This window comes from Rhizobium sp. RAF56, assembly GCF_052113965.1.
Lineage (GTDB): Bacteria > Pseudomonadota > Alphaproteobacteria > Rhizobiales > Rhizobiaceae > Rhizobium.
In genome coordinates, this window is sequence record NZ_JBFRDU010000006.1 from 178,859 (window position 1) to 202,723 (window position 23,865).

Annotated in this window: 21 protein-coding genes and 3 tRNA genes; 1 reads left to right on the forward strand and 23 read right to left on the reverse strand. The window is 61.1% G+C overall.

Annotated features, from left to right (window positions below):
* Nucleotides 1-15: 15 nt before the first annotated feature.
* The 22 genes from proS to AB4048_RS07395 form a co-directional block, all read right to left on the reverse strand.
* Entirely contained in the window at nt 16-1,338 is a 1,323-nt protein-coding gene (gene proS / locus AB4048_RS07290) for a proline--tRNA ligase (RefSeq protein ID WP_442201258.1), read from the reverse strand.
* A gap of 539 nt (nt 1,339-1,877) precedes the next feature.
* On the reverse strand, nt 1,878-2,156 hold the full coding sequence (locus AB4048_RS07295) for a DUF1467 family protein (protein ID WP_442201259.1): 279 nt from the start codon (nt 2,154-2,156) through the stop codon (nt 1,878-1,880).
* Between the two features lie 235 nt (nt 2,157-2,391).
* Nucleotides 2,392-4,059 (reverse strand): ribonuclease J, encoded by a 1,668-nt coding sequence (locus AB4048_RS07300; protein WP_442201260.1) that lies wholly within the window; start codon nt 4,057-4,059, stop codon nt 2,392-2,394.
* Between the two features lie 16 nt (nt 4,060-4,075).
* Complete coding sequence (locus tag AB4048_RS07305) at nt 4,076-4,840, reverse strand: biotin--[acetyl-CoA-carboxylase] ligase (RefSeq protein WP_442201261.1); 765 nt, start codon at nt 4,838-4,840, stop codon at nt 4,076-4,078.
* A complete protein-coding gene (gene nuoN / locus AB4048_RS07310; RefSeq protein WP_442201262.1) occupies nt 4,840-6,282 on the reverse strand; it encodes an NADH-quinone oxidoreductase subunit NuoN in 1,443 nt (480 codons plus the stop codon). Before nuoN ends, AB4048_RS07305 begins: the two co-directional genes overlap by 1 nt.
* 18 nt (nt 6,283-6,300) lie before the next feature.
* A complete protein-coding gene (locus AB4048_RS07315; protein ID WP_442201263.1) occupies nt 6,301-7,812 on the reverse strand; it encodes an NADH-quinone oxidoreductase subunit M in 1,512 nt (503 codons plus the stop codon).
* A complete protein-coding gene (gene nuoL / locus AB4048_RS07320; protein ID WP_442201264.1) occupies nt 7,812-9,809 on the reverse strand; it encodes an NADH-quinone oxidoreductase subunit L in 1,998 nt (665 codons plus the stop codon). Before nuoL ends, AB4048_RS07315 begins: the two co-directional genes overlap by 1 nt.
* A gap of 6 nt (nt 9,810-9,815) precedes the next feature.
* A complete protein-coding gene (gene nuoK, locus AB4048_RS07325) occupies nt 9,816-10,124 on the reverse strand; it encodes an NADH-quinone oxidoreductase subunit NuoK (protein ID WP_442201265.1) in 309 nt (102 codons plus the stop codon).
* A gap of 31 nt (nt 10,125-10,155) precedes the next feature.
* Nucleotides 10,156-10,770: an NADH-quinone oxidoreductase subunit J gene (locus AB4048_RS07330; protein ID WP_442201266.1), complete on the reverse strand. Its 615-nt coding sequence runs from the start codon at nt 10,768-10,770 to the stop codon at nt 10,156-10,158.
* A gap of 152 nt (nt 10,771-10,922) precedes the next feature.
* Nucleotides 10,923-11,414, reverse strand: a complete 492-nt coding sequence (nuoI, locus tag AB4048_RS07335; protein ID WP_104822689.1) for an NADH-quinone oxidoreductase subunit NuoI — start codon at nt 11,412-11,414, stop codon at nt 10,923-10,925.
* A 40-nt stretch (nt 11,415-11,454) separates the two neighbouring features.
* Nucleotides 11,455-12,498, reverse strand: a complete 1,044-nt coding sequence (gene nuoH / locus AB4048_RS07340; protein ID WP_442201267.1) for an NADH-quinone oxidoreductase subunit NuoH — start codon at nt 12,496-12,498, stop codon at nt 11,455-11,457.
* A gap of 12 nt (nt 12,499-12,510) precedes the next feature.
* Nucleotides 12,511-14,592 (reverse strand): NADH-quinone oxidoreductase subunit NuoG, encoded by a 2,082-nt coding sequence (gene nuoG, locus AB4048_RS07345; RefSeq protein WP_442201268.1) that lies wholly within the window; start codon nt 14,590-14,592, stop codon nt 12,511-12,513.
* A gap of 225 nt (nt 14,593-14,817) precedes the next feature.
* Complete coding sequence (locus AB4048_RS07350; RefSeq protein WP_442201269.1) at nt 14,818-15,516, reverse strand: 5' DNA nuclease; 699 nt, start codon at nt 15,514-15,516, stop codon at nt 14,818-14,820.
* A gap of 4 nt (nt 15,517-15,520) precedes the next feature.
* On the reverse strand, nt 15,521-16,825 hold the full coding sequence (gene nuoF, locus AB4048_RS07355; protein ID WP_442201270.1) for an NADH-quinone oxidoreductase subunit NuoF: 1,305 nt from the start codon (nt 16,823-16,825) through the stop codon (nt 15,521-15,523).
* Between the two features lie 10 nt (nt 16,826-16,835).
* On the reverse strand, nt 16,836-17,954 hold the full coding sequence (locus AB4048_RS07360) for an NADH-quinone oxidoreductase subunit E (protein ID WP_442201271.1): 1,119 nt from the start codon (nt 17,952-17,954) through the stop codon (nt 16,836-16,838).
* Between the two features lie 16 nt (nt 17,955-17,970).
* On the reverse strand, nt 17,971-18,330 hold the full coding sequence (locus AB4048_RS07365; protein WP_442201272.1) for a hypothetical protein: 360 nt from the start codon (nt 18,328-18,330) through the stop codon (nt 17,971-17,973).
* A complete protein-coding gene (locus AB4048_RS07370) occupies nt 18,330-19,520 on the reverse strand; it encodes an NADH-quinone oxidoreductase subunit D (RefSeq protein WP_442201273.1) in 1,191 nt (396 codons plus the stop codon). The genes AB4048_RS07365 and AB4048_RS07370 overlap by 1 nt, the downstream gene beginning before the upstream one ends.
* 69 nt (nt 19,521-19,589) lie before the next feature.
* Nucleotides 19,590-20,192, reverse strand: a complete 603-nt coding sequence (locus tag AB4048_RS07375; protein ID WP_442201274.1) for an NADH-quinone oxidoreductase subunit C — start codon at nt 20,190-20,192, stop codon at nt 19,590-19,592.
* A gap of 19 nt (nt 20,193-20,211) precedes the next feature.
* Nucleotides 20,212-20,790, reverse strand: coding sequence for a NuoB/complex I 20 kDa subunit family protein (locus AB4048_RS07380; protein WP_442201275.1), 579 nt, complete (start codon nt 20,788-20,790; stop codon nt 20,212-20,214).
* Complete coding sequence (locus tag AB4048_RS07385; protein ID WP_442201276.1) at nt 20,781-21,146, reverse strand: NADH-quinone oxidoreductase subunit A; 366 nt, start codon at nt 21,144-21,146, stop codon at nt 20,781-20,783. Before AB4048_RS07385 ends, AB4048_RS07380 begins: the two co-directional genes overlap by 10 nt.
* A 258-nt stretch (nt 21,147-21,404) precedes the next feature.
* Nucleotides 21,405-21,481, reverse strand: a tRNA-Asp gene (locus AB4048_RS07390).
* A 68-nt stretch (nt 21,482-21,549) separates the two neighbouring features.
* A tRNA-Asp gene (locus tag AB4048_RS07395) sits at nt 21,550-21,626 on the reverse strand.
* A gap of 535 nt (nt 21,627-22,161) precedes the next feature.
* Here AB4048_RS07395 and AB4048_RS07400 point away from each other — a divergent pair.
* Nucleotides 22,162-22,237 (forward strand) — tRNA-Val (locus AB4048_RS07400).
* A 229-nt stretch (nt 22,238-22,466) separates the two neighbouring features.
* On the opposite strand, the gene AB4048_RS07405 is transcribed toward AB4048_RS07400, so the two are convergent.
* Entirely contained in the window at nt 22,467-23,744 is a 1,278-nt protein-coding gene (locus AB4048_RS07405; RefSeq protein ID WP_442201277.1) for a nucleotide sugar dehydrogenase, read from the reverse strand.
* Nucleotides 23,745-23,865 lie beyond the last annotated feature (121 nt).

The following is a 23,865-nucleotide window of genomic DNA, read 5'->3' on the forward strand; positions in this document are numbered from 1 at the left end:
CGCACCATTCCTAGATCAGCCCGCGAGCCGGTTGATTGCCGCTTCCACCGTCACCGTCTCGCGTGCGCCGGTCTTGCGGTCCTTGATTTCCACCTCGCCGCTCGCGATCGAGCGCGGGCCGACGATGATCTGCACGGGAACGCCGATGAGATCGGCGGTCGCGAACTTCGTGCCCGCCCGCTCGTCGCGGTCGTCGAACAGCACGTCCTTGCCGGACTTCGAGAGCGCTCCGTAAAGCGTCTCGCAAGCCGCATCACAGGCTTCGTCGCCGGCCTTCATGTTGATCACCACCACATCGAACGGCGCGACCGAATCCGGCCAGATGATTCCGTTCTCGTCATGCGATGCTTCGATGATGGCGGGAACAAGGCGCGTGGGGCCGATACCGTAGGAACCCATGTGGACGAAATGTTCCTTGCCGTCAGGACCTTGGACCTTGGCACCCATCGGCTCGGAGTATTTCGTGCCGAAATAGAAGATGTGGCCAACCTCGATGCCGCGTGCCGAAAGGCGCTCGCCTTCGGGAATGGCATTGAAGGCCGCTTCCTCATGCATCTCTGATGTGGCCGCGTAGACCGAAGTCCACTGATCGAAAACTTTCTTCAAGCCGGCCACATCGTCGAAATCCGTGTCGACCGCGGGAATGTCGAAATTGACAAAATCCTTGTGGCAGAAGACTTCGGATTCGCCGGTATCGGCAAGGATGATGAATTCGTGGCTGAGATTGCCGCCGATCGGACCGGTATCGGCGCGCATCGGGATCGCGCGCAGCCCAAGCCGCGAGAAAGTACGCAGATAGGCCGTGAACATCTTGTTATAGGAATGCTCCGCACCCTCGCGCGTGAGATCGAAGGAATAGGCGTCCTTCATCAGGAACTCGCGCGAGCGCATCGTGCCGAAGCGCGGACGGATCTCGTCGCGGAACTTGAGCTGGATATGATAGAGGTTGAGCGGCAGGTCCTTGTAGGACTTGACGTAGGTGCGGAAAATGTCGGTGACCATTTCCTCGTTGGTCGGCCCGTAGAGCATCGGTCGGTCCTGCCGGTCCTTGATGCGCAGCATTTCCTTGCCATAGGCGTCGTAGCGTCCGCTCTCCTGCCACAGCTCCGCCGATTGCAGCGTCGGCATCAGCAGTTCCACGGCGCCAGAGCGGTTCTGCTCCTCGCGGATGATATTATTGACCTTGTCCAGCACGCGCTTGCCCAGCGGCAGCCAGGAATAGATGCCCTGCGACTGCTGACGGATCATGCCGGCACGCAACATCAGGCGGTGTGAAACGATTTCTGCTTCCTTCGGATTTTCCTTCAGGATCGGCATGAAATAGCGGGAAAGACGCATTGGTATATTACCCAAGGTGTTTTGCCGTTCCACAGGCCGCGGAATCGGCGAAAAGAGTTAACGCTGACGGTGTTCATAACCGCTTCGAGGCTGGAAAGAAACCCGCAATTGCGTGCGTGAATTTTCAGCCGCGAGCACAATGAGGGGCGTTAGTCATGAATTTTCGCGTATGCGAAAATAAGCGCGTTTTTAATGGTTTACGGCAAAGTGTTGTCGATAAAAATTTTTTCCATGAGTGTAGCAAAAATGCAAAAAAACAGATGACAAAGCCCACTCTTTGAGCTAGCGTGTGCTCACAAAAAGGCAAGGAGATTAAATTCTTGTCATTTTCGCGGTCAAGTCTTGGGAGGATCAGATCTTAGGCGCGCTCGCTCGCTGCCCCGGCAACGGATAAGGATCACGCGATAATTAAAAAGCAAGGCTTCCAGCCTTGTTTTTTTTTGACTTTTTGGCGACTGCCATCTTTCCGATGGCAGTACATCATTTCGATGACAGAATTGCGAAAGCACCGCCAACGGCGGCCCCAGGCCCCACAGGCGTTACCCGCCGTAGCGCGGGACGATCGGCGGGATCGAATTGAAGCCGAAACCCAGATAGTTGGCGCTGATGTACCAAGCGCCGTAAATTACGCCCGCGACCAGCGAGGTGACGAGAAAGATGCGCCATCCATGGAATTTCGCCGGCGCGCTCGCGACGGTCCCGAGCGTCACGTCCTCGTCTTCGGCCTGCGTGCGAATTCCGAAGGGAAGGATGGCAAAGAGCGTGACCCACCAAATGACGAAGTAGACCGCGAGTGTGGATATGATCGTCTGTGTCATGGCTTAACCCTTGGGCACCGGTCGGCTGTTGATTTCGCGCGCTTATACGGCCAATTCGGCGTGGATCAAAGAGGCGTCGGCAACGTGCAACCGCGTCCCAGCTGGCAAAAGCCGGCACAGATTTCAATATTATGTTAGTATTTTCAATCCGTTGTACGGATTACCTCATACGGCGCGATCGCGCCATATTGTCACAGCTGTCCTAGCTCGATCAGCGTGCGGTCGACACGTCCGCTCAAGTCTTGGTCACGAATACCGTCACCAACGGCTTCTTGCCCCAGGCCTGGTTGGCGGTGGCGCGGACGGCGCGGCGCACTGCTTCCTGCAGCATGTCGAGATCCTTGCGGCGCGCGCGCGGCACGCTTTCGACGGCACTGATCGCCGCGTCGAAGAGCGTGTCCTCCATATCCTCGCCTTCGTCGTCGAAGGTCGGCAGGCCGATCGCGACGAGATCCGGATCGCCGACAATGTCGTAACGCGCGTCGAGCACCATGTTCACGGCGACATGGCCGACATAGGAGAGCTTCTTGCGATCGCCGATCCCCATCTCGTCGTAGTCGCCGATCAGGGTGCCGTCCTTGTAGATACGGCCATGCGGCGCCTCGCCGATTACCTCCACCGGGCCAGGCGCCAGTCTGAGCACGTCGCCGTTGCGCACGCGCGGCACGGTAGCGATGCCCGATTGCTCCGCCAGTTCCTTGTGCGCCGTCAAATGCGCCGCTTCACCGTGGACGGGAACGACGACCTTCGGCCGCGTCCACTCGTACATCTTCTGCAATTCGTTGCGGCGCGGGTGGCCTGAAACGTGCACCAGCGCCTCGCTGTCGGTGATGATGTGTACGCCCTGTTCGATCAGGCCGTTCTTGATATCCTGGATCGCCTTTTCGTTTCCGGGGATGGCGCGGGAGGAAAAGACGACGATATCGCCGGCGGCCAGCGCCACGTTGCGCATTTCGTCGCGGGAAAGTTTCGCAAGCGCCGCGCGTGGTTCGCCCTGGCTGCCGGTCAGGATGACAACGACCTTGTCGCGCGGAATATAGCCGTATTCGTCCTCGGCGATGAAGGGCTTCACCCCCTCCATCAGGCCGACGTCTCGCGCGACATTGGCGACCCGCTTCAGCGAGCTGCCGAGCAGCAGCACGTCGCGGCCCGCAGCTTCGGCTGCTTCAGCGACGGTGCGGATGCGGCCGACGTTCGAGGAGAAAGTGGTGATCGCCACCCTTCCCTCGGCTTCCTCGATGATCTTGCGCAAGCTCTCCGACACATCCTTTTCAGAGGGCGAGACGCCGTCGCGAAGAGCGTTGGTGGAATCGCACATCAGCGCCAGGACGCCTTCGTCACCGACCTGGCGGAAACGGGCCTCGTCCGTCATCGGACCGAGCGACGGCTCGTGGTCGATCTTCCAGTCGCCGGTATGGACGACGTTGCCGAGCGGGGTGCGGATCACCAGAGACATCGGCTCCGGGATCGAATGGTTCACCGCGACGCCCTCGATGCTGAAGGGACCGACATTGATGCGGTCACCGGCTTTGAACGGCGTAACCGGAATTTCGCCCAGCGTTTTCTCGTAATTGCGCTTGGCTTCAAGCAGCCCGGAGGTGAAGGCGGACGCATAGACGGGCACGTTCAGGCCCGGCCAGAGATCGTTGAGCGCGCCGTAGTGGTCCTCGTGCGCATGCGTAATGATGATCGCCTTGAGGTTCTTGCGCTCCTTGGCAAGAAAGCGGATGTCGGGGAGAACGAGATCCACCCCCGGCAGGTCCGGGCCTGGAAACGTCACCCCGCAATCGACCATGATCCACTGGCGGTGCTCCGGCGCGCCGTAGCCGTAGAGTGCGAGATTCATCCCGATTTCGCCGACGCCGCCGAGCGGTAAAAACACCAGTTCGTCTTGGTTTGCCATTGGTTCTATTAACCCACTACCCGAAAAAAACATCGCCCGCGGCGATGAGCATGATCCTGCCCTCACCCGTATCGAGCATCAACAAGCCATTATCATCGATTCCGGCAAATCGCCCGGGAATCGTGCGATCCGGGAGGTTTACGCTAATCTTTTCGCCGATACCGCATGCCGCGTCGCGCCAGCGCGCGGTGATTTCGCGAATGCCCCGGCCCTCATCCCACAAATCGAGCGCATCGGCCATCGATACGAAGAGGTGGGCAAACAGCTCCTGCGGTCCAGTCGCAGCGCCCTGTTCGCGCAGGCTCGTGACCGGATAGATCGGTTCGTCCGGCATGACCGAAACGTTGATGCCGATGCCGATCACCACCGCATGACGGCCGTCCGAAAGCCTTTCGCCTTCGATGAGGATGCCGCACGTCTTCTTGCGGCCGATCAGGATGTCGTTCGGCCACTTGATTTCCAGGGGCTCGGCACCCGGCGGCAGGACCATCCTGATCGCCTCGTGCACGGCGACGGCCACCGCAAGCGGCAGCGAACCCAGGCGCTCCATCGGCGCAGGATCGATCAGCAGCAGCGAGGAATAAAGATTGCCGGGTTCTGAGACCCAAGGCCGGCCGCGACGACCACGTCCACCGGTCTGGCGGTCCGCGGTGACCCACAGCCGCCCACTATCCCCGGCCCGCGCTCGGACCAGGCATTCCGTGTTGGTGGAAGACGTCTCTGAGAGCGCCTCGTGCCGGAAGTCCATGAACGACCCCCGGCCCTTGATGGCAGCGGCCATCAGAACAGCGTGGCGGCAGCGACATCCGCCGCACCGCCGATCGCCCAACCGAACAGCACGTAGGCGACGACGAAGAGACCGGAGAGGCCGAAGACCAGGCGAAGTTCGCCGGAGGTCCGGCCAAAGCCTTCCTTGGCCTCATCGAACCACATGACCTTGATGACGCGAAGGTAATAGTAGGCGCCGACGACCGAGGCAAGCACGCCGATGATCGCAAGGCCGTAGAGGTGCGCCTGAATGGCGGCGACGAAGACAAAATACTTTCCGAAGAAGCCGGCCATTGGCGGAATGCCGGCCAGCGAAAACATCAGCGCCGTCAGCACCACCGCCATGAACGGATGGGTCGTCGAGAGGCCGGCGAGATCGTTGACGTCTTCGACCACGGCTCCGTTCGTACGGCGCATGGCGAGAATGCAGGCAAAGGTGCCGAGCGTCATCACCATGTAAATGAGCATGTAGAGCATGACGCCGGAGACGCCGGCCTGATTGCCTGCCGCAAGACCGACCAGCGCGTAACCCATGTGCCCGATCGACGAATAGGCCATCAGCCGCTTGAAGTTACGCTGGCCAATCGCCGCGAAAGAGCCGAGCAGCATCGAAGCGATCGAGATGAAGACGATGATCTGACGCCAATCGGCAAGTACCGGATGGAAGGCAGTGATCACCAGGCGCGTCAGGATCGCCATGGCGGCGACCTTTGGTGCGGCCGCGAAGAAGGCGGTGACCGGCGTCGGCGCGCCTTCGTAAACGTCCGGCGTCCACATGTGGAACGGCACGGCGGAAATCTTGAAGGCAAGGCCGGCAAGCACGAAGACCAGGCCGAACACGAGGCCGAGCGAGCGGGTCTCGGCCGTCAGCGCCTGAGCGATGGCGTCGAACGTCGTATGGCCGGTGAAGCCATAGACCAGCGACATTCCGTAAAGCAGCATGCCGGAGGAGAGAGCGCCGAGCACGAAGTACTTGAGGCCCGCTTCCGTCGACTTGAGGCTGTCGCGGTTGATGGCGGCGATGACATAGAGCGACAGCGACTGCAGCTCGAGCGAAAGATAGAGCGAGATCAGGTCGTGCGCCGAGATGAGGAGCAGGATGCCGAGCGTCGCGATCACCAGCAGAACCGGATATTCGAAGCGATCGAGCTTGTAGGTGCGCGCCTGGCCAAGCCCGAGCACCATGGCTGTGATGGAGCCGACCAGCGCCACCACCTTCATGAAGCGCGAGAAGCCGTCGGCGAGATAAGCGCCGCCGAAGGCGAGCCCCTCGCCTGGCACGAAGATCAGCCAGAGAGCCGCCGCGGCCAGCAGGACGATGGCCAGCCCCGTGACGGCTGTCGCGGACCGTTCACCGGCGAAGACGCCGATCATGAGCAGGACAAGCGCGCCCACCGCCAGGATGATCTCCGGCGCGGAAAGGCTAAGACTTGCGAAAATGGTGTCAGCGGTCATGTCCGAATGGTCCCGTCATCAATTCATCGACAGCGCAACGTCTTGCGCAGCGTGCAGGGCAGCGGTGTAGTTGTTCACGAGCAGGTCGACGGAAGCCGCCGTCGCGTCGAAGATCGGAGCCGGATAGACGCCGTAGAATATCGTCAGCGCGATCAAGGGATAGAGGATCAGCTGTTCACGCGGCGACAGGTCGAGCAGTGCCTTCAGCTTTTCCTTCTCCAGCGCGCCGAAGATGACGCGGCGATAGAGCCAGAGCGCATAGGCCGCCGACAGAATGACGCCTGTTGCCGCAAACAGCGCGACCCAGGTGTTGGCGCGGAAGACGCCGATCAGCGTCAGGAATTCGCCGATGAAGCCCGACGTGCCGGGCAGGCCGACGTTGGCCATGGTGAACACCATCATGGCGACCGCATATTTCGGCATGTTGTTGACGAGGCCTCCATAGGCCGCGATCTCGCGGGTATGGGTGCGGTCGTAGACGACGCCGACGCAGAGGAAGAGCGCGCCGGAAACGATGCCGTGCGACAGCATCTGGAAGATCGCGCCCTGCACCCCTTGAGCGTTGGCCGCAAAAATCCCCATGGTCACATAGCCCATGTGCGCAACCGACGAATAGGCGATCAGCTTCTTGATGTCGTCCTGCATCATCGCCACCAGCGAGGTGTAGATGATCGCGATGACCGACAGCGAGAAGACGAGCGGCGCAAAGAATTCCGAGGCATTCGGGAACATCGCCAGCGAGAAGCGGATGAGGCCGTAGCCGCCGAGCTTCAGGAGAATGCCCGCCAGGATCACCGAGCCGGCCGTCGGGGCCTGCACGTGGGCGTCGGGCAGCCAGGTATGCACCGGCCACATCGGCATCTTCACCGCGAAGGAGGCGAAGAAGGCGAGCCATAGCCAGATCTGCATCTGCGGCGGGAACTTGTAGGCGAGCAGCGCCGGGATATCAGTCGTGCCGGCCTGCCAGTACATCGCCATGATGGCGAGCAGCATCAGCACCGAGCCGAGAAGCGTATAGAGGAAGAACTTATAGCTCGCGTAGACGCGATCCTTGCCGCCCCAGACGCCGATGATCAGGAACATCGGGATCAGGCCAGCCTCGAAGAACACGTAGAACAGCACGATGTCGAGCGACACGAACACGCCGAGCATCATGATCTCGAGGATCAGGAAGGCGATCATGTATTCCTTGAGCCGCTTCTCGATGGCGAGCCAGCTCGCCAGCACGCAGAAGGGCATCAGGAAGGTGGTCAGGATGACGAACAGCATCGAAATGCCGTCGACGCCGAGATGATAGGAAATGCCGCCGCCGAGCCAGCCGTGCATCTCGATCATCTGGAAGCCCGGATTGGCATTGTCGAAGCCGGTCCAGATGAAGATCGAGACGACGAAGGTGACGAGCGTGGTCAGCAGCGACACGTTCAGGATGTTGCGGCGGCCGTTAGGACCATCCTCCCGCATCAGGAGCAGGAGCACCACGCCGACCAGCGGCAGAAACGTGACCGTTGAAAGAATAGGCCAATCGGTCATCAGAGGGAACTCCCGAGCATCATCCAGGTAACGAGGGCCGCGATACCGAGGAGCATCGCGAAGGCGTAGTGGTAGAGGTAGCCGGTCTGCAGACGGACGACGCGGTTGGTAACGTCGACGACGCGCGCGGCAACACCGTTCGGGCCGTAGCCGTCGATGATGCCGATATCGCCCTTCTGCCAGAGGAAGCGGCCGAGACGCTTGGCGGTACGCACGAACAGGAAGTCATAGAGCTCGTCGAAGTACCACTTGTTGAGCAGGAACTCGTAGAGCACGCGGTGCTGCTTGGCGAGCACGCGCGGCGTCGACGGCGACTTGATGTACATGTACCAGGCGATCACGAAGCCGAGCAGCATGGCGATGAAAGGGCTGAGGCTCACCCAGGTCGGAACGTGCTCCATCTCCTCGAGGATCTCGTTTTGCGGCAGCGTAAAGAGCGCGCCCTTCCAGAACTCTTCGTAGCCGTGACCGACGAAATGTTCGTGGAACAGGAAGCCTGCGAACAGCGCGCCGATTGCCAGCAGATAAAGCGGGATCAGCATGACGTTCGGGGATTCGTGAACGTGATGCATGACCTCGTGCGATGCGCGCGGCTTGCCGAAGAAGGTCAGGAACGCCAGGCGCCAGGAATAGAAGCTCGTAAACAGAGCCGCGATCACCAGCAGCGTGAAGGCAAAGCTCGATACCGGGCTGTGCGACGCGAAGGCTGCCTCGATGATGGCATCCTTCGAGAAGAAGCCGGCCGTGCCGATGATCGTGCCGGGAATGCCGACGCCGGTCAGCGCCAGCGTGCCGATCGTCATCATCCAGAACGTCACTGGAATATGTTTCCGCAGGCCGCCCATGTAGCGCATGTCCTGCTCGCCGTCGACGGCATGGATGACCGAGCCGGCGCCGAGGAACAGCAGCGCCTTGAAGAAGGCGTGCGTGAACAGGTGGAAGATTGCCGCGCCATAGGCGCCGACGCCGAGCGCCACGAACATGTAGCCGAGCTGCGAGCAGGTCGAATAGGCAATCACGCGCTTGATGTCGTTCTGCACGAGGCCGACAGTCGCCGCGAAGAAGGCGGTGATGGCGCCGATGACGGTGACGAAGACCAGTGCGTCATGCGACAGTTCGAAGATCGGCGACATACGGGCGACAAGGAAGACGCCCGCCGTCACCATGGTTGCGGCATGGATGAGTGCGGAGACCGGCGTCGGGCCTTCCATGGCATCCGGAAGCCAGGTGTGCAGCAGGAACTGCGCAGACTTACCCATCGCGCCCATGAAGAGCAGAAGGCAGACGGCCGTCAGCGCATGCGCGCGGTCGAGATGCATGCCGAAGAGGTTCAGCACGATGTCGCCCGGCTGGCCGCCCTGCCCGGCCGCAAAAGCCTGGGCATTGCCGAAGATGACGTCGAAGTTGATCGCGCCGAACAGCACGAACACGCCGGCGATGCCGAGCACGAAACCGAAGTCGCCGACGCGGTTGACGATGAAGGCTTTCATCGCGGCCGCACAGGCCGACGGCTTCTTGTACCAGAAACCGATGAGCAGATAGGAGGCGAGACCCACGCCTTCCCAGCCGAAGAACATCTGCGCCAGGTTGTCCGAGGTCACCAGCATCAGCATGGCGAAGGTGAAAAGCGACAGATAGGCAAAGAAGCGCGGCCGATGCGGATCGTGATGCATGTAGCCGATCGAATAGACGTGAACGAGCGTCGAGACGGAGTTGACGACGACGAGCATGACGGCCGTCAGCGAATCGATGCGCAGTGCCCAGGAGGCGTCGATACCGCCGGACTGAATCCAGCGCAGCACCTCGACCTTGATCGGTCCTTCGTGCGCTTCGCCGAGCGCCACCTGGAAGAAAACGATCCACGACAGCGCGGCGGCAATGATCATCAAGCCGCAGGTGATGTATTCCGAAGCCTTGGCGCCGATCTGGCGGCCGAGGAGGCCGGCGATCAGCGCGCCGATCAGGGGAAGAAAGACGATAGCCTTATATAGCAACATGAGCCCTCAGCCCTTCATCATATTGACGTCTTCCACGGCGATCGAACCGCGGTTGCGATAGAAGACAACGAGAATTGCAAGACCGATGGCGGCTTCGGCAGCAGCGACGGTCAGAATGAATAGCGCAAAGACCTGTCCTACGATGTCGTTGAGGAACGAGGAGAAGGCGACCATGTTGATGTTGACCGCGAGCAGGATCAGCTCGATCGACATCAGGATGATGATCACGTTCTTGCGGTTGAGAAAAATGCCGAAGACGCCGAGCGTAAAGAGGATGGCGCTGACGGTCAGGTAGTGGGAAAGTCCGATGACCATATTGTTATTCCTTTGACCCTCTTGCCGCGGCTTAGACGCCCTGCCCCGACTTGACCTTGACCACCTTGACGGCGGTCGCGGGCGTGCGGGCGACCTGGTTCGAAATGTTCTGGCGCTTGATGTGCGTGCGGTGTCTGAGCGTCAGCACGATCGCACCGATCATCGCGACCAAGAGCACCATGCCGGCGATCTGGAAGAAGTAGACGTAGTTGGTGTAGAGCACGTCGCCGAGTGCGGCCGTGTTCGTCCGCTCAGCCACTGCCGGGATCGGCATGGCGATCGACTTGGCAACGACAGGCGAAATCACGCTGCCGCCGACCACGATGATCAGCTCGGCCGCAAGGATGATGCCGACGAGCGCGCTGATCGGCGCGTATTCGAGCAGGCCCGCCCTCAATTCCGAGAAGTCGATGTCGAGCATCATGACGACGAAGAGGAAGAGAACCGCGACCGCGCCGACATAGACGACAAGCAGCAGCATCGCCAGGAACTCCGCGCCGAGCAGGAGAAACAGGCCGGCTGCGTTGAAGAAGGTCAGGATCAGGAACAGAACCGAATGAACCGGATTCCGCGCCGATATGACCATGAACGCCGACGCCACCGCGACAAAGGCGAAGAGATAGAAAAAAAGAGCCTGCAGACCCATGTTGGTGCCTTTTTCGTCTTCCCCCGGGCAGCCGGGACGATCCCTGCCCGATGGAGTGTTGCGGGACAGGTCGTCCGGCAAAACTCCGGTCTAAGTTCAACCGCGATGGCCGCACAGACGCGGCCCATCACGGCATATTCAAAGTCTTCCGCTCAGCGGTAAGGCGAGTCCATCGCGATGTTGCGCGCGATTTCCCGTTCCCACCGATCGCCGTTTTCCAGAAGCCGCGCCTTGTCGAAGTAGAGTTCTTCGCGGGTTTCCGTGGCAAATTCAAAATTCGGGCCCTCGACGATCGCGTCGACCGGGCAGGCCTCCTGGCAAAAGCCGCAATAGATGCACTTCACCATGTCGATGTCGTAGCGCACCGTGCGGCGCGTACCGTCGTTTCGGCGGGGGCCGGCTTCGATGGTGATCGCCTGTGCCGGACAGATCGCCTCGCACAGCTTGCACGCGATGCAGCGCTCCTCGCCGTTCGGATAGCGGCGCAAAGCATGCTCGCCGCGGAAGCGCGGGGATACCGGGCCCTTCTCGAACGGATAGTTGATCGTCGCCTTCTGCTTGAAGAAGTAACGCATCGACAGGAAGAACGCGCCGACGAATTCCTTCAGGAACAGCGAGCTGACGGCATTGGACAAACCGGCCATCTTCAATCTCCAAATTTCACGGAAGCGAGGACGGGCATGATCATGCCCAACCCGTCAGCTTCAGCACGAATGCAACGATGACGACCATGGCGAGCGAGATCGGCAGGAACACCTTCCAGCCAAGGCGCATGAGTTGGTCGTAGCGGTAGCGCGGCACGAAAGCCTTGACCATCGCGAACATGAAGAACACCAGGCACGACTTCAGCATGAACCAGATGATCCCCGGAACCCAGTTCAGGATCCAGATGTCGAGCGGGGGCAGCCAGCCGCCGAGGAACAGGATCGTCGTCAGCGAGCACATCAGCACGACGGCCGCGTATTCGCCGAGCATGAACATCATGTACGGAGAGGAGCCGTATTCCACCATGAAGCCGGCGACCAGCTCCGATTCCGCTTCCGGCAGGTCGAAGGGCGGACGGTTCGTCTCAGCCAGCGCCGAGATGAAGAACACGATGAACATCGGGAACAGCGACAACCAGTGCCAGTCGAGCAGCGACGGCGGCAGGCCGAGCTTGGTGCCGAGGCCCGTCTGCTGCGACATGACGATGTCGGTGAGGTTCAGCGAACCGACGCACAGAAGAACGGTGACGATGACGAAGCCGATCGAGACTTCGTAGGAGACCATCTGCGCCGCCGAGCGCAGCGCGCCGAGGAACGGGTACTTCGAATTCGAAGCCCAGCCGCCCATGATGATGCCGTAGACCTCGAGCGACGAGATCGCCAGGATGTAGAGGACACCGACGTTGATGTCGGCGATCACCCAGCCATGCGCGACCGGCACGACCGCCCAGGTCGATAGCGCCAGCACCACGGAAACCAGCGGCGCCAAAAGGAAAACCGCCTTGTTCGCGCCCGCCGGGATGATCGGCTCCTTGAACATGAACTTCAGAAGGTCGGCGAACGACTGGAACAGGCCGAACGGACCGACGACGTTCGGGCCGCGACGCAGCTGAACGGCAGCCCAGATCTTGCGGTCGGCCAAGAGCACGTAGGCGATGAAGATCAGCAGACAGACCAGGAGAAGAAGCGACTGGCCCACCATGATGAGCCCTGGCCAGACATAGGTCGAAAAGAATGAATCCATAGCCCCTTGCCCTTACTCTGCCGCGGCCTGAAAATTATTGCGCGCCAACGCCGAGCATTCGGCCATGACGGCCGAGGCGCGTGCGATCGGGTTCGTCAAATAGAAGTCTTTCACCGGCGACGCAAACCCGGATTTGCCCATATCGCCGGCTTTTTGCGCGAGTGCGGCAATTTTGGCGCTGTCGCCGGCGCCGATCTCGTCGAGATGGCCGAAATGCGGGAAGGCCGCATAGAGCTTGGCGCGCAATTCGTTCAGCGAATCAAAGGGAAGCTTCTTGCCGAGTACATCAGAGAGCGCGCGCAGGATCGCCCAGTCCTCGCGCGCCTCGCCCGGCGCAAAGCCGGCGCGATTGCCCATCTGGACGCGACCTTCGGTATTGACCCAGGTGCCCGACTTTTCAGTGTAGGCGGCGGCGGGCAGGATGACGTCGGCATTGTGCGCGCCGTTGTCGCCGTGCGAGCCGATATAGACCGTGAACTTCGCCTTGCCGGCGGCGAAATCGAGTTCGTCGGCGCCGAGCAGGAAGAGCACGTCCATCGAAGAAAGCATGGCTGCGGCGTTGACGCCGTTTGCTCCCGGCACGAAGCCGAGATCGAGGCCGCCAACGCGCGAGGCTGCGGTATGAAGCACGGCAAAGCCGTTCCAGCCCTCGGCGATCGCGCCGACATCGACGGCAAGCTTTGCGACACCAGCGAGAACGGCTGCACCGTTGGCCTGGGACAGCGCCCCCTGCCCGACGATGATCATCGGCTTCTCGGCCTTCTTCAAGACCTCGGCGAAGGCGTGGGTGCCTGCAAGCACGTCCTTCAGCGTTTCCGTGCCGGCGCCGAGATAATCGTAGCCGTAGCGCATGTCGCCGCCGTCGCCGATCACACCGATCGGGAACTTGCCGCGACGCCAGCGCTTACGGATGCGGGAATTGAGAACCGCCGCCTCGAAGCGCGGGTTGGCGCCGACGATAAGCAGTGCGTCGGCCGCTTCGATGCCTTCGATGGTGGGGTTGAACAGGTAGCTTTCGCGGCCGAGCGACGGATCAAGCGCCGTCCCGTCCTGGCGACAGTCGAGATTTTCCGAGCCGAGCGACTTCAGCAATTCCGAGAGCGCGTACATTTCCTCGACGGAAGCAAGATCACCGGCAATCGCGCCGATCTTGTTGCCGGATGTCCCGGCAACAGCAGCCTTGATCGCGCCGAAGGCTTCGCCCCAGCTTGTGGCCTGCAGGCGGCCATCGCGGCGAACATACGGCCGGTCGAGGCGCTGCGTCTTCAGCCCGTCCCAGATGAAGCGGGTCTTGTCGGAGATCCATTCCTCGTTGATCGCCTCGTTGACACGCGGCAGTATGCGCATGACTTCGCGGCCGCGCGTGTCGACGCGGATCGCCGAGCCGAGCGCGTCCATCACATCGATCGATTCGGTCTTGTTCAGCTCCCACGGACGGGCCGTGAACGCGAAAGGCTTGGATGTCAGCGCGCCGACCGGGCAAAGATCGACGACGTTGCCCTGCAGTTCCGAGGTCATCGCCTGCTCTAGATAGGTCGTGATTTCGGCGTCCTCGCCACGGCCGATGAGACCGAGTTCAGAAATGCCGGCCACTTCCGTCGTGAAGCGAACGCAGCGCGTGCAGTGGATGCAGCGGTTCATCACGGTCTTGACGAGCGGCCCGATGTACTTGTCTTCGACCGCGCGCTTGTCTTCCTGATAGCGCGACGTATCGATGCCGAAGGCCATGGCCTGGTCCTGCAGGTCGCATTCGCCGCCCTGGTCGCAGATCGGGCAATCGAGCGGATGGTTGATCAGCAGGAATTCCATCACGCCTTCACGGGCCTTCTTGACCATCGGCGTGTTGGTGAAGACTTCCGGCAGTTCGCCGTTCGGACCACCGCGGATGTCGCGTACGCCCATGGCGCACGATGCCTGTGGCTTCGGCGGACCGCCCTTTACCTCGACGAGGCACATGCGGCAGTTGCCGGCCACCGACAACCGCTCATGGAAGCAGAAGCGCGGGACTTCGGCGCCGGCTTCCTCGCACGCCTGGATGAGCGTGAAGTGATCCGGGACTTCGATCTCTTTTCCGTCAATCTTCAGTTTTACCATCGTCCACTCAGTCCTATGTCACGTCTGCGGCCAACGCGCGCCGCAGACAATTTCATAACCGCAACACTGGCGCGAGACGGTCAACCGTCGCAGGCGCAGTCGCTCATATTCACGCTTGTCGAACCTTGCCCCGGCAAGACCCGCAGGCAGCCACACATCCGGTACCTGTCCGGAGTGTCGACCGCCGTCGTCATTCTACGTTCGGCCGAACGATCGGCCGGCAAACTATCTCCGCCCTTTGGGCTGCGCTGCGAAAGCCTTGGCCTGACCGACCCAGTCGTCGCGCGCAATCCGGCCTTCGAAGCCGAGTTCCGTGTCGATCCGAACGACATCGTCGATCGTCCAGGCCGCGATGTCGACAAAGCTGCGGTAGCCGCGCTCGTTCAGCACCATTTCCAGCTTCGGGCCGATGCCCGAAATCAGCTTCAGATCGTCCGCCTTCCGCGAAGCCTTTCGTCCGGCGACCGGTTCAATCTTGGCCCTCGGCTTTACCGCCTTGACCGCCGCCTCGACCACCGACTTCACCTTTGCCGCAACCGGCTTTTCCACGCGCGGCTTGGCTGCCGGCGGCTCAACCGCGACCCTCTCAGGTGCCGCGGCAGTCACAGCCTTTTCCACGACCCTGGTCTTTTCGGCAGGCTCGGCAGCAACCGGTTCCGCCGTGGGCTTCTCGACGGGCGTGGCAAGCAGGCGGGCTGCTTCCGCGGCACCCTCGATCATGCCGAAAAAGGCGTTCGCCATCTGCGTCGAGACGCTGAAGCCGATTGCCGTTGCCGTGGCAAAGGCCGCGGCCTGATGCGCCATCAACGGATGCACCGGGATTGCGGACGCGTTCTGCATCATGTCTGAAACCATGCGGCCAAGAGGCGCCGATGCTTCGGCCGCCCCTTCACCCGGTCGTGACTGTGCAGATTTTGCTACCATGATCCTACTCGGCCGCTTCCATGACGGCGCCGTGCGCCAGCGCATTGGCAGTGTACTGGTCGATGCGCTTTTCGATTTCCGGACGGAAGTTCCGGATCAGACCCTGGACAGGCCAGGCAGCCGCATCGCCGAGCGCGCAGATAGTATGCCCTTCGATCTGCTTCGTCACCTGGAACAGCATGTCGATCTCGCGCTTCTGGGCGTTGCCCCTGGCCATGCGCTCCATGACGCGCCACATCCAGCCGGTGCCTTCGCGGCAGGGCGTGCACTGGCCACAGCTCTCATGCTTGAAGAAGGCCGAGATGCGGGCGATCGCCTTGATCACGTCGGTCGACTTATCCATGACGATGGCAGCCGCCGTACCGAAGGAGGAGCCGACCGCGCGCAGGCCGTCGAAATCCATCGGGCAGTCGATGATGTCCTTTGCGGGAACGATCGGGCACGACGCGCCGCCGGGAATGACCGCCAGCAAATTGTCCCAGCCGCCACGAATGCCGCCGCCATGCTTGTCGACGAGTTCGCGGAAGGTGATGCCCATCGTCTCTTCGACTGTGCACGGCTTGTTGACGTGGCCGGACAGCATGTACAGCTTCGTGCCGACATTGTTCGGACGCCCGAAAGAGGAGAACCAGGCCGCGCCGCGGCGCAGGATGGTCGGGGCGACCGCGATCGATTCGACGTTGTTGACCGTCGTCGGGCAACCGTAGAGACCCATGTTGGCCGGGAACGGCGGCTTCAGGCGCGGCTGGCCCTTCTTGCCTTCCAGGCTTTCGAGCAGCGCAGTCTCCTCGCCACAGATATAAGCACCGGCGCCATGATGAACGTAAATGTCCATATCCCAGCCGAGCTTGTTGTTTTTACCCAACAAACCGTAATCGTAGCATTCGTCGATGGCTGCCTGCAGCGCCTCGCGTTCACGGATGTATTCGCCGCGAACGTAGATGTAGGCGGCGTTCGCACCCATCGCGAAGCTCGCAACCACGCAGCCTTCGATCAGCGTATGCGGATCGTGGCGCATGATGTCGCGATCCTTGCAGGTGCCGGGCTCGGACTCGTCGGCGTTGACCACGAGGTAATGTGGACGGCCGTCGCTTTCCTTGGGCATGAACGACCACTTGAGACCGGTCGGGAAGCCGGCGCCGCCACGGCCGCGCAGGCCGGACGCCTTCATCTCGTTGATGATCCAGTCACGACCCTTTTCGAGAATCTGCTTGGTACCATCCCAGTGGCCGCGGCTCATCGCGCCCTTCAGGGACTTGTCCTTGAGGCCGTAGATATTGGTAAAGATACGATCCTGATCCTGTAACATTCTTTACCCCTTACCGCGGCTTCTTACCGAAGACCTTGATGTATTCCGCTTCGCCGCCCTTTGCGAGCGCCTTGGCCTGCTTGACCCAATCGTCGCGCTCGATGCGGCCGTGGAAGCTGAGATAACCGTCGACCCACTCGCGCTCCGCCTTTTTCCAGCTCGCGACCTGGGCGAAGGTGTGGATGCCGATCTCGTTGAGGATGGCTTCGATCTTGGGGCCGACGCCTGAGATCAACTTCAGATCGTCAGGCGTCGCCGGCTTTTCGAGGGCGGCAGGACGGTTCTTGTCGGTCAGCAACGGCTTCGCCTGGCTAAGCGCGGTATTGTCCTTCTTGGCGGGTTTCGCCTTCGGATGGTCGGCAGGCAGCGCCGTCTCGCCGTCAGCGGGGCTCTTCAGGGCCGGATTGACTTCCGGCTCTACGCTCTTCGGGCGCGCGGCCTCCGCCGGCGGCACGCTCACGGTTTCCGCGACGACTGCCCTCGGCGCGGCTTTTGCTCTTGCTGCCTTCACCGTCAACGGCGAGTCGAGCAGCGACGTCAGCCCGCCTTCCGGCGCCGAATATATGCGCTCGATCTGGGGACCGGGTACAACTTCGGCGCCCTTCCCCGTCTCGAACGCACCGATGATCTCTTCGAGGCGCTCAGGCGTCAGATCCTCATAGGTATCCTTGCCGATCATTACCATCGGGGCATTGACGCAGGCCCCAAGACATTCGACCTCTTCCCAGGACAGCGTGCCATCGGCATTGCGCTCGAAGGGATGTGCATGGATCTTGCTCTTGCAGACGTTCATCAGCGCTTCGGAGCCACGCAGCATGCACGGCGTGGTGCCGCAAACCTGGACGTGGGCGCGCGTGCCGACCGGGTTGAGCTGAAACTGCGTGTAGAACGTCGCGACTTCGAGCACGCGGATATAGGCCATATCCAGCATATCGGCGACGCTTTCGATCGCGGCTTTGGTGACCCAGCCGTCCTGCTCCTGCGCGCGCATCAAAAGCGGAATGACCGCGGATTGCTGGCGGCCTTCCGGATATTTCTTGATCGTCTTTTCCACCCAAGCCGTATTGTCGTCGCTAAACGCGAACGCGGCAGGTTGGAATTGATCTTCGGCTAGTCGACGAACGGACATTCTTTAACGCCTTATCTCAGTTTATGGAGCCACACCGCGTTCCCGTCAGAGACTGGAACTCGCAGGCGTAGGCCGACTGGTCTTTCTGCATAAACACGATGAACTTTCCGCCGTTGGGCACGGCGGCCTTGATTTCATAGCCGCGCGAGACGAGCTCGGCCATCGACGGGTTAGCCCCGGTCGCGTCGCTCGCCGTACCCTTCTGAGTTGTTTTGCCGGCGCCCGGCGTGCCCAAACCCTGGCCACCGACGCCTTGGCCGCCCACGCTTTGGCCAACCGTCCCGAGCTTTTGCGGCGCCTTCGCACCTGCTTCCTGAGCGGAGGCGCCGGACGCAAGTGCGCTCAGCGCGACAATCATGCAAACGAGATGCCGCATCAACGATCCACCTCGCCGAACACGATGTCGAGCGAACCGAGCACAGCCGCGACGTCGGCCAGTTGGTGACCGCGGCACATGAAGTCCATGGCCTGGAGGTGTGCATAGCCCGGCGCACGGATCTTGCAGCGATAAGGCTTGTTCGAACCATCCGAGACGAGATAGACGCCGAATTCGCCCTTGGGCGCTTCGACCGCCGCATAAACTTCGCCGGCCGGCACGTGGTAACCTTCGGTATAGAGCTTGAAGTGGTGGATCAGCCCCTCCATCGAGCGCTTCATCTCACCGCGCTTCGGCGGGACCACTTTGCCGTCCACTGAAGAGACCGGGCCGGTGCGGGCATCGCCGAGCAGGCGGTTGACGCATTGCTTCATGATGCGAACCGACTCGCGCATCTCGATCATGCGGATCAGATAGCGGTCGTAGCAGTCGCCGTTCTTGCCGATCGGGATGTCGAATTCGAGATCCGCATAGCACTCGTAGGGCTGCGCCTTGCGCAGATCCCATGCGGCACCCGAGCCGCGCACCATCACGCCCGAGAAGCCCCAGGCCCAGCATTCGTCCAGGGAAACGACGCCGATGTCGACGTTGCGCTGCTTGAAGATGCGGTTACCGGTCAAGAGGTCGTCGATGTCGTCGAGCGCCTTGAGGAAGGGATCGCACCAGTCGCCGATATCCTGAACAAGCTTTTCCGGCAGATCCTGATGTATACCGCCCGGGCGCACGTAAGCCGCATGCATGCGCGAGCCGGAGGCGCGCTCATAGAACACCATCAGCTTTTCGCGCTCTTCGAAACCCCAGAGCGGCGGCGTCAGTGCGCCAACGTCCATGGCCTGGGTCGTGACGTTCAGGAGATGCGACAGGATGCGGCCGATTTCCGAATAAAGCACGCGGATCAGCTGACCCCGGATGGGGATCTCGATCCCCAGCAGCTTCTCGACGGCCAGCGCAAAGGCATGCTCCTGGTTCATCGGCGCGACGTAGTCGAGGCGGTCGAAATAAGGCACCGCCTGCAGGTAGGTCTTCGTCTCGATCAGCTTCTCGGTGCCGCGGTGCAGCAGCCCGATATGCGGATCGACGCGCTCGACAATTTCACCGTCCAGCTCCAGCACTAGGCGAAGAACGCCGTGCGCGGCCGGATGCTGCGGTCCGAAATTGATGTTGAAGTTGCGGACGTTATGTTCGGTCATGCTGCGTTCTCCGTACCAAACGCTTTCCAGGGGCGAATAGCGAATGGCGAATAGCGAATAGTCCTGCTTCTATTGCTTCGCCTTCTCATCTCCCGGAAGCACGTAGTCCGTGCCTTCCCAGGGCGACAAGAAGTCGAAGTTTCGAAATTCCTGCTTCAACTCGACCGGCTCGTAGACCACGCGCTTGGCAGCATCGTCGTAACGAACTTCAACGAACCCGGTGGTCGGAAAGTCCTTGCGCAGCGGATGGCCTTCGAAACCATAATCGGTCAGCAGGCGACGCAGGTCCGGATGATCGGTGAAGAGAATGCCGTACATGTCCCAGGCTTCGCGCTCGAACCAATCTGCGCCCGGATAGACGCCGCAGGCGGACGGCACCGGCTGATCCTCGCCCGTCGCGACCTTGACGCGGATGCGGACGTTCTTCGTCGGTGACAGCAGATGATAGACCACATCGAAACGGTCGGGGCGCTGCGGCCAATCGACGCCGCAGATGTCCGTCATGTTGACGAAGCCGCATTTCGCGTCGTCACGCAGGAAGGTCAGCAGCGCAATCAGGTTATCGGCCGTCGTCGTGACGGTCAGCTCGGCATACTTGATCTCGGACGACGACAGCAGGCTGCCGCGCGCTTCCGCCAGGTAGGATGCCAGTTCGTTCAGGGCTTCACTCATAATACCTTGTCCCCTGGCCTTACCGTTCGATCGTGCCGGTCCGGCGGATCTTCTTCTGCAGCAGAAGCACGCCATAAAGCAGCGCCTCCGCCGTCGGAGGACAGCCCGGTACGTAGATATCGATCGGCACCACGCGGTCACAGCCGCGCACCACCGAATAGGAATAGTGATAATAGCCGCCGCCGTTGGCGCAGGAGCCCATCGAGATGACGTAGCGCGGCTCGGGCATCTGGTCGTAGACCTTGCGAAGCGCTGGCGCCATCTTGTTGGTCAGCGTGCCCGCGACGATCATGACGTCGGACTGGCGCGGCGAGGCGCGCGGCGCGAAACCGAAGCGCTCGACGTCGTAGCGGGGCATGGAAACCTGCATCATCTCGACCGCGCAACAGGCGAGACCGAAGGTCATCCACATCAGCGAACCCGTGCGGGCCCAATTGATCAGTTCGTCCGTCGAGGTGACGAGAAAACCCTTGTCGGCGAGCTCGTTGTTGATCTCGCCGAAGAAGGGATCGTTGGCTCCGACCGGCTTGCCGGTCGAGGGATCGATGATCCCCTTCGGCTGCGGCGAGACGAGCGGGTTGTTCGGGGCTACTCCCATTCCAGGGCTCCCTTCTTCCATTCATAGATAAAGCCGATAGTCAGCACGGCCAGGAATACCATCATCGACCAGAAGCCGAACCAGCCGATCGCGCCGAAGGAGATCGCCCACGGGAAGAGGAAGGCGACTTCCAGATCGAAGATGATGAAGAGGATCGACACCAGGTAGTAGCGGATGTCGAACTTCATGCGTGCATCGTCGAATGCGTTGAAGCCGCACTCATAGGCCGAAAGCTTTTCCGAATCAGGCGCCTTGAAGGCGACGGCGAACGGCGTAATCAGAAGCGCCAGGCCAATCACCAACGAAATACCAATGAAAATAGCTATCGGAATATAGGAACTGAGCAGTCCAGTCATCATGTCCATCCCTGCTTGCGACCAGCGCCGGGGCGGCGCTCGTGGGCAATTGCCCAGCAAGCGAAAGAGCGTTGCAACAAGCCGTGGTTAGCGCAGCCGGCGCGTGGGCGCAAGCCTTTTGAACGAGCCATTCAAGCACTGCGGATGCAAGCTTATCAAGCCGATGCAACGGCGTCACAGCAAATCTGCGCCCTAAACCCAAACAGGCCCAGTTAACGCAGCAACTACGGTTGATTTGAAGGCAATCTAAAAACGAAGTGGCGCGAGTGACGGGGCTCGAACCCGCGACCTCCGGCGTGACAGGCCGGCACTCTAACCGACTGAGCTACACCCGCGCATCGTTTGCCTTTCGGCTGGACGAAAGCTCCGGAATAGGCCGCCTTTCGGCGGTTTTGACTTGAAATGGCGCGAGTGACGGGGCTCGAACCCGCGACCTCCGGCGTGACAGGCCGGCACTCTAACCAACTGAGCTACACCCGCATTTCATTTCAAGTATCCGGATGCTCAAGCATCCCTCGAAGCGGTCTCGCCGTTCGATGAGCGGCTAACTAAGGGGTTCGCCTTTGGGTGTCAAGCAGGTTTGAAGACAAATCAATGACGGACAACGAATTGTTTTCGCCACCCACAGGAAAGGCGGCACCCGGACGCGTCCGCGCATCCACTCACCCCGTCTTCGCATCGCTGCCCTGATTTCGGTGCAAGGCTCGTGGCGGGCTCGACGGCCAGCTTAAGCCCAAAGCACGCCGCATGTCAGGAACCAACGGCTGCCGCCTCACTTTGGGTGGCGTCGGCGACAGGGTCCTCGCGCTTCGCCGATCCGCTCCTCCAAGCAGCGACCATTGACCCCGACCATGCCGCGGAAAGAACCCCACAGCGCAAAACGCGTCCCCTCAATCCCTTTCGCGCTTCGCGTCAAAAAAATCAAAAATTCTTCACAAACACTCTTGCGGTTTTTTTCCGTAACGCATAGATCACCACCACCGAACGCGGCGGGTCAAGCGCCTGCTTCCGCGAAGGGCGATTAGCTCAGTTGGTAGAGCGCCTCGTTTACACCGAGGATGTCGGGAGTTCGAGTCTCTCATCGCCCACCATTTTCCTTTGATAAAGCACAGCACTTGTTCTCGATTGTCGCGTCTGCTATCGCGCACGCTACACGCTTTGCTGCTCTCAATACTTCTCCAGGCAATGGAGCGTCGCGGTTGCCGCCCGGCTCGTCATTGCCATTGAAGCCGGTGCCTGGAGACCTATGGCGCGAAGCTTGGTTTTTCTCAGCGCCGTAGTCTCATGGATCAGCAACGCCGCCAGCTGTCGCGTCTGGGCTCAAAGCCGCGCGTCGCTGGCGCCGATAGGCAGGATCGATTTGAGGTCGTAGATGACGCCGCCCGGTGCGAGGAGCGATCGGACTCGCTCTTCGCCCATATCGCAGATCGCGTCGTGACGGACGGCGAGAACGACAGCCTCGAAGTGCCCCCGAGGCAGCTCCCCATCGATCGCGATGCCATACTCAGCGGAAACCTCATGGGCGTCGGCCAGCGGATCGTAGACGACGACCTCGCGGGCCATGGCACTGAGCTCCCTGATCAGCCCAGCCACCTTGGTGTTTCGCGTGTCGGGGCAATTCTCCTTGAAGGTGAAACCCATGACCAGGATACGGGATTTGCCGAGTTCGAGCTTGCGCGTCAGCATCAGCTTGACGATGTCGAACGCGACCCATTGCGCCATGCCGTCGTTGATGCGGCGGCCCGCCAAGATCATCTCGGGGTGAAAGCCGATCGATTGTGCCTTGTGGGTGAGATAGTAGGGGTCGACGCCGATGCAATGCCCCCCGACGAGGCCGGGCGAATACCTGTGGAAGTTCCATTTCGTTCCCGCGGCTGCCAGCACCTCCCGACTTTCGATGCCCATGTGCTTGAACAGCTGCGCAAGCTCGTTGATCAGCGCGATGTTGACGTCACGCTGGATGTTCTCGATGACCTTCGAGGCCTCCGCGACGCGAATCGAACTTGCCCTGTGCGTGCCGGCGGAAATGACCTTTCCATAGATGGCGTTGATCAGGTCGGCGGCCTCAGGCGTCGAGCCGGAGGTTATCTTCACGATGTTCGGCAGCCTGCGATCGGGATCGCCGGGATTGATGCGCTCGGGGGAATAGCCCGCGAAGAAATCCCGGTTGAAGACGAGCCCCGACGCCTTCTCGATGATGGGAACGCAGACCTCTTCCGTCGCTCCGGGATAAACGGTCGATTCGTAGACCACGACGTCGCCGCGAGAAATGACGTGGCCGACTGTCAGTGATGCTGCTCGCAGCGCGGTCAGGTCCGGCTGCAGCGCCTGGTCGATCGGCGTCGGCACGGTGACGATATAGACGTTGGCGGACCGCAAATCCGCTTTGTCCGACGAGAAGGAGAGATGGCTTGCGGCGGAAAACTCCTCGTCGGTCACCTCCTTGGTTCTATCGGTGCCTGCCTTCAGTTCGCGAATGCGCTCCGCGTCTATATCGAAGCCGACGACGGGAAAGTGCCGTGCCATATAGACGGCGAGCGGAAGGCCCACGTAGCCGAGACCGACAATTCCGATCCTCACATCTTCAACAGCAATCATTCTTGCATCCTGTCATTTGTCGGAGCCTCGGCTGAGGAAACTCGCATGGAGATCGCAGCGGGCCGGCTCTCTTTTCGGCCGGACGTTAGGCCAATCCCTCGTCGGTTTCAAAGTGATTTGC

Excerpts from the sequence above, each read along its gene's own strand:
- nuoK (WP_442201265.1), bottom strand. The coding sequence starts at position 10,124 with ATGGTCATCGGACTTTCCCACTACCTGACCGTCAGCGCCATCCTCTTT.
- AB4048_RS07405 (WP_442201277.1), bottom strand. The coding sequence starts at position 23,744 with ATGATTGCTGTTGAAGATGTGAGGATCGGAATTGTCGGTCTCGGCTAC.
- AB4048_RS07295 (WP_442201259.1), bottom strand. The coding sequence starts at position 2,156 with ATGACACAGACGATCATATCCACACTCGCGGTCTACTTCGTCATTTGG.
- AB4048_RS07370 (WP_442201273.1), bottom strand. The coding sequence starts at position 19,520 with ATGACCGAACATAACGTCCGCAACTTCAACATCAATTTCGGACCGCAG.
- nuoL (WP_442201264.1), bottom strand. The coding sequence starts at position 9,809 with ATGTTGCTATATAAGGCTATCGTCTTTCTTCCCCTGATCGGCGCGCTG.
- AB4048_RS07350 (WP_442201269.1), bottom strand. The coding sequence starts at position 15,516 with ATGGTAGCAAAATCTGCACAGTCACGACCGGGTGAAGGGGCGGCCGAA.
- AB4048_RS07380 (WP_442201275.1), bottom strand. The coding sequence starts at position 20,790 with ATGGGAGTAGCCCCGAACAACCCGCTCGTCTCGCCGCAGCCGAAGGGG.
- AB4048_RS07375 (WP_442201274.1), bottom strand. The coding sequence starts at position 20,192 with ATGAGTGAAGCCCTGAACGAACTGGCATCCTACCTGGCGGAAGCGCGC.
- AB4048_RS07305 (WP_442201261.1), bottom strand. The coding sequence starts at position 4,840 with ATGGCCGCTGCCATCAAGGGCCGGGGGTCGTTCATGGACTTCCGGCAC.
- nuoG (WP_442201268.1), bottom strand. The coding sequence starts at position 14,592 with ATGGTAAAACTGAAGATTGACGGAAAAGAGATCGAAGTCCCGGATCAC.
- proS (WP_442201258.1), bottom strand. The coding sequence starts at position 1,338 with ATGCGTCTTTCCCGCTATTTCATGCCGATCCTGAAGGAAAATCCGAAG.
- AB4048_RS07300 (WP_442201260.1), bottom strand. The coding sequence starts at position 4,059 with ATGGCAAACCAAGACGAACTGGTGTTTTTACCGCTCGGCGGCGTCGGC.
- nuoN (WP_442201262.1), bottom strand. The coding sequence starts at position 6,282 with ATGACCGCTGACACCATTTTCGCAAGTCTTAGCCTTTCCGCGCCGGAG.
- nuoI (WP_104822689.1), bottom strand. The coding sequence starts at position 11,414 with ATGGCCGGTTTGTCCAATGCCGTCAGCTCGCTGTTCCTGAAGGAATTC.
- nuoF (WP_442201270.1), bottom strand. The coding sequence starts at position 16,825 with ATGTTACAGGATCAGGATCGTATCTTTACCAATATCTACGGCCTCAAG.
- AB4048_RS07330 (WP_442201266.1), bottom strand. The coding sequence starts at position 10,770 with ATGGGTCTGCAGGCTCTTTTTTTCTATCTCTTCGCCTTTGTCGCGGTG.
- AB4048_RS07315 (WP_442201263.1), bottom strand. The coding sequence starts at position 7,812 with ATGACCGATTGGCCTATTCTTTCAACGGTCACGTTTCTGCCGCTGGTC.
- AB4048_RS07365 (WP_442201272.1), bottom strand. The coding sequence starts at position 18,330 with ATGCGGCATCTCGTTTGCATGATTGTCGCGCTGAGCGCACTTGCGTCC.
- AB4048_RS07360 (WP_442201271.1), bottom strand. The coding sequence starts at position 17,954 with ATGTCCGTTCGTCGACTAGCCGAAGATCAATTCCAACCTGCCGCGTTC.
- nuoH (WP_442201267.1), bottom strand. The coding sequence starts at position 12,498 with ATGGATTCATTCTTTTCGACCTATGTCTGGCCAGGGCTCATCATGGTG.
- AB4048_RS07385 (WP_442201276.1), bottom strand. The coding sequence starts at position 21,146 with ATGACTGGACTGCTCAGTTCCTATATTCCGATAGCTATTTTCATTGGT.